The 7,962-nt window shown below is 65.9% G+C and carries 5 protein-coding genes; 4 read left to right on the top strand and 1 reads right to left on the bottom strand.

Annotated elements, in window-relative coordinates:
- Positions 1–84 precede the first annotated feature (84 nt).
- Positions 85–4,923 carry an NAD-glutamate dehydrogenase gene (locus tag CH339_RS18520; RefSeq protein ID WP_111435865.1) on the bottom strand — a complete coding sequence of 1,613 codons (4,839 nt, stop codon included), beginning with the start codon at positions 4,921–4,923 and terminating at the stop codon, positions 85–87.
- A gap of 227 nt (positions 4,924–5,150) precedes the next feature.
- Between CH339_RS18520 and CH339_RS18515 the strand changes: the two genes are divergently transcribed.
- The 4 genes from CH339_RS18515 (at position 5,151) to leuD (ending at position 7,745) form a co-directional block, all read left to right on the top strand.
- The gene (locus CH339_RS18515) at positions 5,151–5,732 is read left to right on the top strand and encodes a peroxidase-related enzyme (protein WP_111435864.1); all 582 of its coding nucleotides are present in this window, start codon (positions 5,151–5,153) and stop codon (positions 5,730–5,732) included.
- A gap of 164 nt (positions 5,733–5,896) precedes the next feature.
- Positions 5,897–6,412 carry a hypothetical protein gene (locus CH339_RS18510; RefSeq protein ID WP_111435863.1) on the top strand — a complete coding sequence of 172 codons (516 nt, stop codon included), beginning with the start codon at positions 5,897–5,899 and terminating at the stop codon, positions 6,410–6,412.
- A 4-nt stretch (positions 6,413–6,416) separates the two neighbouring features.
- Positions 6,417–7,007 carry a DUF4893 domain-containing protein gene (locus CH339_RS18505; RefSeq protein WP_111435862.1) on the top strand — a complete coding sequence of 197 codons (591 nt, stop codon included), beginning with the start codon at positions 6,417–6,419 and terminating at the stop codon, positions 7,005–7,007.
- A gap of 132 nt (positions 7,008–7,139) precedes the next feature.
- Complete coding sequence (gene leuD, locus CH339_RS18500; RefSeq protein ID WP_111435861.1) at positions 7,140–7,745, top strand: 3-isopropylmalate dehydratase small subunit; 606 nt, start codon at positions 7,140–7,142, stop codon at positions 7,743–7,745.
- The last annotated feature ends 217 nt before the right edge of the window (positions 7,746–7,962 follow it).

Genomic DNA, 7,962 nt, shown 5'->3' with positions numbered 1-7,962 from the left:
CCGATCGGCGCCGCGGCAAGGCTTGCCCCCCGTGCCGGCTTCATGAGCTGATCCTCACAATGGCGGCGTCCGCAATGCCCGGCCTCACAGTTCGGCCAGATCGGCCAGCAGGCTGGCGGCGACGGCAAAGCGCGACACTGTCAGCTCGCCGCTTTCGGTGATGCTGGTGACGGTCTGGTTGGTGCGCTCCACCTCGTGGCGGCGCTCGCCGACCCAACTGTCGAACGGATCGCCGGTGCCGCTTGCCGTCAGCACGCCCTCCGCGATCTTGCGGTGGGCCCGGCCGAGGGTCTGGCGCGCCCGGTCGAGGGCGAGGCCGTCATAGTAGTCGCGGATGTCGAGGGTGCGGGACAGCTCCTCCAGCCGGCCGATGCGGAAATAGCCGCCAACGCGGAAATAGACCGCGGCAGCACTCTTCAGCGTCTCCTCCGTCGCCTCGGCGACGAGGATGATGTCAGGCACGGTGGCGATCGCCGGCAGGCGCGACAGCCGCACGGCAAGTTCCTCCGGAACGCCTGCCTCGGTCCATTCGGCGGCCTTCGCGGTGACGCTTTCCAGCGCACCCTCGGGCAACACGCCGTCGATCTCGCCGGCAAGCGCCTTCAGGCCAGAAGAGAACCGCTCCACGACCGCGGCAATGCCGTCCTTGCTGGCGACGTTGCGCAGGAACCAGACGGTCTCTTCGAGAAGAAGGTCCTGGACGGCCATGTAGAGCGAGAGCTGCACGGCGCCCGGCACCTCGTTGTCGAGGGCGTCGATGGCCTCGACCAGACCGCCGACGTCGAAGGCGTCGCGCACGGCGGCAAAGCTCTGGGCGATCTCGCCGGGCGCGGCGCCGGTCTGGTCGCCGATGCGGACCATGAAGGTCGGGCCGCCGCGGTTGATCATGGAATTGGCAAGCACCGTCGCGATGATCTCGCGGCGCAGCCGGTGGCCGGCGATTTCCTCGCGGTAGTCGTCCTGCATGAGCTGCGGGAAATAGCGGAAGAGCTCGCGGGCCAGATAGTCGTCGTCGGGCACGCGGCTCTGCACCAGATCGTCGAACAGCGTGATCTTGGCGTAGGCGATCAGCACGGCGATCTCGGCCCTCGTCAGCGGCCGGCCGTCCTTTTCCCGTTCGGCGAGCGCGGCATCGTCGGGCAGTTGCTCCACGTCGCGGTCGAGGAGGTTGCGGGATTCAAGCTGCTGCATCAGCCGGCGCTGGAAGCCGAAGTCCTCGAAGCGCCGCCGCTCGGCGAGCGACAGGGAAAGGGTCTGCAGATAGTTATTGCGCAGGACGAGGGCGGCGACCTCCTCGGTCATGGTGACGAGCAGCCGGTTGCGCTTCCTTAGGTCGAGCTTGCCGGCGCGCATCGCGGCCCGGAACGCGATCTTGATGTTGACCTCCACGTCGGAGGAGTTGACGCCGCCGGAATTGTCGATGGCGTCGGAGTTGCACCGCCCGCCGCGCAGGCCGAACTCGATGCGCGCCTTCTGGGTCATGCCGAGATTGGCACCCTCGCCGACCACCTTGCAGCCGAACTGGCGCGCGGTGACGCGGATAGCGTCGTTGGCGCGGTCGCCGACCTCCGCGTCGCTCTCGCCGGAGCCGCGCACATAGGTACCGATACCGCCGAACCAGAACAGATCGACCGGCGCCTTGAGGATGGCGTTCATGACTTCCTGCGGCGTCGCCTTGGTCTTGGCAAGGCCGAGAAGGTCCTGGATTTCCTTCGATAGCGTGATCGACTTCAGTTGCCGGGAGAACACCCCGCCGCCCTTGGAGATGACGCCGGTATCGTAGTCCTGCCAGCTCGAGCGGCCGAGCCTGAAGAGCCGTTCGCGCTCCTTGAAGCTTGCCTCCGGATCGGGGCTGGGATCGATGAAGATGTCGCGGTGGTCGAAGGCGGCGACCACCTTGAGGGCGCGCGACAGCAGCATGCCGTTGCCGAAGACGTCGCCGGACATGTCGCCGACGCCGGCGACCGTGACCGGCGTCGTCTGGATGTCGATGTCCATCTCGCGGAAGTGGCGCTTGACGGCCTCCCAGGCGCCGCGGGCGGTGATGCCCATCTTCTTGTGGTCGTAGCCGGCCGAGCCGCCGGAGGCGAAGGCATCGCTGAGCCAGAAATTCTTGGCGTCGGCAATCGCGTTGGCGGTGTCGGAGAAGGTCGCCGTGCCCTTGTCGGCAGCGACCACCAGATAGGGATCGTCGCCATCGTGGCGCACCACCCGGTAGGGCGGCACGACGACGTCGCCGTCCAGATTGTCGGTGATGTCGAGGAGGCTTGAGACGAAGATCTTGTAGGCGGCGGTGCCTTCCTTGAAGATCTCGTCCCGGTTGCACGTCTCCGGCAGCATCATCGGCACGAAGCCGCCCTTGGAGCCGACCGGCACGATGACCGCGTTCTTGACCTGCTGGGCCTTGACGAGGCCGAGCACCTCGGTGCGGAAGTCCTGCGGCCGGTCTGACCATCTGAGCCCGCCGCGGGCAACGAGCCCGAAGCGCAGGTGGACGCCCTCGATGCGCGGCGAATAGACGAAGATCTCGCGGAACGGGCGCGGCTCGGGAACCTCTTCGAGCTGGCGCGGATTGAGCTTGATGGAGATCGTCGGCTTCGGCGCGCCGTGGCTGTCGGTCTGGAAGAAGCTGGTCCTCAGGCACGCCCCGATCAGGTTGACGAAGCGGCGCAGGATGCGGTCGTCGTCGAGGCTGGCGACGTCCTCCAGCGACGAGGTGATCTCCTGCTCGATCCTGAGCGAGCCGAGGGAGCGGTCGGCATCCTCCATCTCCGGATCGAAGCGGTGGTGGAACAGCTCGACGATGCGCCGGGTGATCTCCGGATAGCGGTTGAAGGCGCCCCACATATAGCCTTGCGAATAGGGGATGCGGACCTGGCGCAGATAGCGCGACAGGGTGCGCAGCATGGCGATGTCGCGCCAGTTGAGGTCGGCGTTCAGCACGAGGGCGTTGTAGCCGTCGCTTTCGGCCTCCTCGTTCCAGACGGAAAGGAACATCGCTTCCAGGCGGTCGTCCAGTTCGTCGGTGAAATGGATGTCGGCGCCGCCGCGCCGCTCCAGCATCATGTCGTGGAGATAGATCGCCGGCACGCCGTTGCCCGGCGTGATCTCGTGGGTCCGCTCGTTGATGACCCGGAACCCCATGGCCTCCAGGATCGGCACCCGCTCCGACAGCGGGATCGGCTTTTCCACATTGTAGAGCTTGAGGCCGATGCGGTTGGCGGCCGTACCCTCGCGGCGGTAGAAGTCGACGCCGGTGCGGCGCTTGCCGTAGAGGGTCTCGATGATCTCGATGTCGCGTTCGGCCGCGGTGATCGAATAGGTCTCGCGATAGCCGGCGGAGAACGCGTCCATGTATTTGCGCGTCAGTTCCAGGGTCGCTTCGGGATCGTGGGTCTCGCGGATGGCGCTGCGGAACTTGTCGGCCCAGGTGCGGACCAGCTCGGTGATCGCCGCTTCCAGCTCCTCGCGCGGCGGGTTCGGGGTCTCGCCGCTGTAGCGCCCGACGATCATGTGGACGCGGGCAAGGCCGTTTTCCAGGAACGCGACGTTCCAGGCCGACAGCCGGCCGTCATAGGCCTCGCAGAGCATCGCCGACATCTTGCGGCGAACCTCGGTGGTGTAGTGGTCGCGCGGCGTATAGATGAGGATCGAGACGAAGCGGTCGAACTTGTCGAGCCGGACGAGCAGGCGCACCCGCGGCCGCTCGTAGAGTTCCAGGATATCGACGGCGTTGTCGTAAAGGGTCTCAAGGTCGATCTGGAACAGCTCGTCGCGCGGGTAGAACTCCAGCACGTTTAGCAGCGCCTTGCCGGAATGGCTGGATTCCTCATAGCCGGCGCGCGACAGGATCTGGTCGACCTTGCGCCTGAGGTAAGGAATGCGCCGCGTCGAGCGGATATAGGCGGTGGAGGTGAACAGGCCGACGACGCGCAGTTCGCCGGCGAGCGAGCCGTCCTCGTGGAAGGTCTTGATGCCGATATAGTCCATGTGGACGCGGCGGTGGATGCGCGAGCGCACATTGGCCTTGGTGATGATCAGCGCTTCCGGCCGCATCAGAAAGTCGCGGATTTCCGGCGTCATCGTCACCATCTCGGTGCCGCGCCGAAGGACGAAGACGTTGGGGTCGCGCAGGAGCCCGAGGCCGGGCACCCCGGCGCTCGCCATCTCACCGGCTTCCGTCTCGTCGGAATAGACGTAGTCGCGCATGCCGAGGAATGTGAAGTTGTCGTCGCGCAGCCATTCCAGGAACTGGATCGCCTCGGCCAGGTCGTCGACCGGGATCGGCGGCGGCGTCTCCTTGTAGTCGGCGATCGTCGTGTCCAGCCGCTGCAGCATCTTCCGCCAGTCCTCGACGGAGCGGCGCACCTCGGCCAGCAGCGTGTCGAGCTTCTTCACCAGTTCGTCGCGCTCGTTGCGCGAATCGATGCGCGTCACGTGGACCTGGATGTGGCTTTCCTGGATCGCCTTGACCGATCCGCCGGCGGTGACCGGGCCATTAAAGGCGGTGAGCTTGCCCTTGCCGTCGCGGGAGACGTCGAGGATCGGATGCAGCACGAGGCGCAGGTCGACGCCGGCGTCCTTCAACTCGCCCATCACCGAATCGACCAGGAACGGCATGTTGTCGTTGACGAGTTCGACGACGGTGACCTTGCGGGCCGCCGACGCGGCGTCGCCGAAATCGGGATTGTAGACCTGGATCTTGTGGTCGCCGGGCTTGCGCGCTGCGGAGAATTTCCAGCTTTCCAGCGTGAAGGCGATCAGTTCCTCGGCGGAATAGGCAACGACGTCCTCGGCGGCGCCATGCTCGAACAGCGCCTCGCAGAAGGCGGCAAGCTCGGCGCCGGACTTCTTGCGCTTGGCCAAGAGCGCATAGGCCTCATCGATGCGTGCGACCTTTTCCCTGTCCCGCCTGTCGGGCATCGCATTTCCTCCTATCCTGCCGTTTTGACCGGCATTTTCCCCAAACGAACGCCCACTGTCAGGGAAAGACCCTAACCGAATGATGAAGGGTCGCACAGTACCGCACGGGGCGATTTTCGCTGATTGGCGATGGATACAGGTGATATAACCGCAGCTTAGGGCGCCCGGCCGGTTTCGAGGCGCTCCAAGAGACACTTTTTCAGGAAACGCCGGAGGGAGACGGGACCATGGACACGACCAATGCGGAAGACGAGGGCGTCATCGCGCTCGACCTGCCGATGGCAGAGCTCAGCGACGACACCAAGGCCTATTTCGACAAGTGCCAGGAAAAGCTCGGGCTGATCCCGAACGTCTTGAAGGCCTATGCCTTCGACGAGGCGAAGCTGAGGGCCTTTTCCACCTTCTACAACGATCTGATGCTGGGGCCGTCCGGCCTTTCCAAGCTGGAGCGGGAGATGATCGCGGTCGCGGTCTCCTCCCAGAACCACTGCTACTACTGCCTGACGGCACACGGCGCGGCGGTGCGCGAGCTTTCCGGCTCGCCGGAGCTCGGCGAACAGATGGTGATGAACTACCGCGCCGCGGAGCTTTCCGAACGGCACCGGGCGATGCTCGATTTCGCCGTGCTCCTCACCGAGCGGCCCGACGACGTCGACGATGCCGACCGGGAGGGCCTGCGCGATGCCGGCTTTTCGGAGCGGGACATCTGGGACATCGCCGCGGTGGCCGCCTTCTTCAACATGACCAACCGGGTCGCCGCGGCGACCGACATGCGGCCGAACGCGGAATACCATTCGCAGGCGCGCTGACGGGCACCTTTCATTGCCGGCCGGAGATTCGACCGCCGGGCGTCCTTGTGGGGTTTTCGCCACGATCTGCGCCCGTTTTCGCCGGGACAACATGGCCGCTTCATGTGGAGGCGGTATGCGGTTAAGGTCTTTTCAAAGTTGTTGTCAGCCGTCGGGAGATCGGCATGGAAAACTATTTTGTCGGATTACTGGAAACCGGCGAATGGAAATGGCTGGCGGTCGTCGCCATCGGCATTTTCATCGTCGTTGCCACCATTCTCGTCAGCCTCCTCAGGGGCTTCACCTGGGCCGCGCTGCTGGCCCTGATTCTCGGCGCCGCCATGACTGCCGCGCCGATCATCGTTCCGTCGTTCCTGCCGGTGAAACCGCTAGTCAAGACGGAGCCGGCAGCAGATGCCGCCGCGCGCAGCCTGGCGCTTGCCAACCAGCGGGCGCTCTCGGACCTCGTCAAGGCGCAGACGGAGGCGGAGGCCGCGCTCGGTGCCCTCACCGGCGCGCTCTCCAAGCTCGGCGCCAACGACGCCCGGCCGGCCGAGACGCCGCCGGCGGAGGTCACGGCCGAGCTTGCCGCCTTCGCCGCCCGGCTGGAAAGCCTGAAGGCGGCCACCGACGCGGCGGAGCAATCGGTCGGGACCGCGGCGGGCGAGGCCGGCGGCCTTGTCGCACCGGCGGCTGAGTAGCCCGATGTCGCGCGTTCGCGCGGCCGCATGTGCCCTCGTTACCGCCATGGTCTGTGCCTTGCCGGCGGCGCAGGCCGCCGACGGGCTGGTCGATGCTCTGACGAAGCGCGACCGTGAGCGGCTCGCCGCCTTCGACGAAGCCCGGGCGGGCGCGATTGCCGAGGCCGGCAAGGGCGGCAGCGCGGCCGACGTGGCTGTCCTCGACGGCATCCTCGCCGGTGGCAGCCTGCCGCTCGACGACGCCGCACTGACTGGCCGCTGGCGCTGCCGCACCGCCAAGCTCGGCGGCAACCTGCCGCTCGTCGTCTATGGCTGGTTCGCCTGCCGCATCGACGCCAAAGGGGACACGCTGACGCTTGTGAAGACATCGGGTTCGCAGCGCACCTCGGGCCGCTTCTATGACGACGGCGCCGGCCGCAGGATCTATCTCGGTGCCGGCCACTATTCGGACGAGAAACCGAAAACGCACGGTGCCGACCCCGACCGCGACGAGGTCGCCGTCCTCGTGCGTCCGGATGCGGATCGCCTGCGATTGGAATTCCCGCTGCCGCGTTACGAGTCCCGTTTCGACATCCTGGAATTGAACCGGCGCTGAGAGTTCGCGGTAAGACCCCCGAGATTCGACCGATTCCGGGGCCCGGCACTTGACCGCGCCTGCCGATCCGGTAGACAAACCTTCGTCCGGCGCGCGCTGAAGCGCCGCGAACCCCGAATTGATGAGCGATCGATGGAAAAGTTCACGACCCTGACGGCCGTTGCGGCGCCCCTGAAGATGATCAATGTCGACACCGACATGATCATTCCCAAGCAGTTCCTGAAGACGATCAAGCGCACCGGCCTCGGCACCGCGCTGTTCCACGAGCTGCGCACGGATGCCGATGGCAACGAGGATCCGTCCTTCGTGCTCAACCAGCCGGCCTACAAGAACGCCGAGATCCTGGTCGCCGGCGACAATTTCGGCTGCGGATCGAGCCGCGAGCACGCGCCTTGGGCGCTGCTCGACTACGGCATCCGCTGCGTGATCTCCACCAGCTTCGCCGACATCTTCTACAACAACTGCTTCAAGAACGGCATCCTGCCGATCCGGGTCAGCCAGGAAGAGCTCGACAAGCTCTTCGAGGACGCGGAGCGCGGCGCCAACGCGACGGTCACTGTCGACCTGGAAGCCCAGGAGATCCGCGGCCCCGACGGCGGCGTCATCCATTTCCAGATCGACCCGTTCCGCAAGCACTGCCTGCTCAACGGCCTCGACGACATCGGCCTGACGCTGGAAAAGGCGGACAAGATTTCGGCCTTTGAGGCCAAAACCGCCGAGCGGCATCCCTGGCTCTGATTTTTTGTCTCACGGCAGGCTCGCTACGCTCGCGCCTCCGACGGGGCGGCGCATAAGCGTCGGCGCGCGTTCGCGCTTGCGACGCCTCGCGGCTTCGGGGAAGGCATCCGCCACAATGATGGCCGTCTCCCCGCGCTTGATGTATGTCCCGGGGAGATGGCTTACAGCGTTCGGGGAGATGGTTGACACTTTTGGCATGGATAGGCGGAGGAGGCCG

It is taken from the genome of Rhodobium orientis (genome assembly GCF_003258835.1).
Taxonomy (GTDB): domain Bacteria; phylum Pseudomonadota; class Alphaproteobacteria; order Rhizobiales; family Rhodobiaceae; genus Rhodobium; species Rhodobium orientis.
Note: the sequence above shows the minus strand (reverse complement) of the source record. Positions and strands in the feature narration are given on the sequence as shown.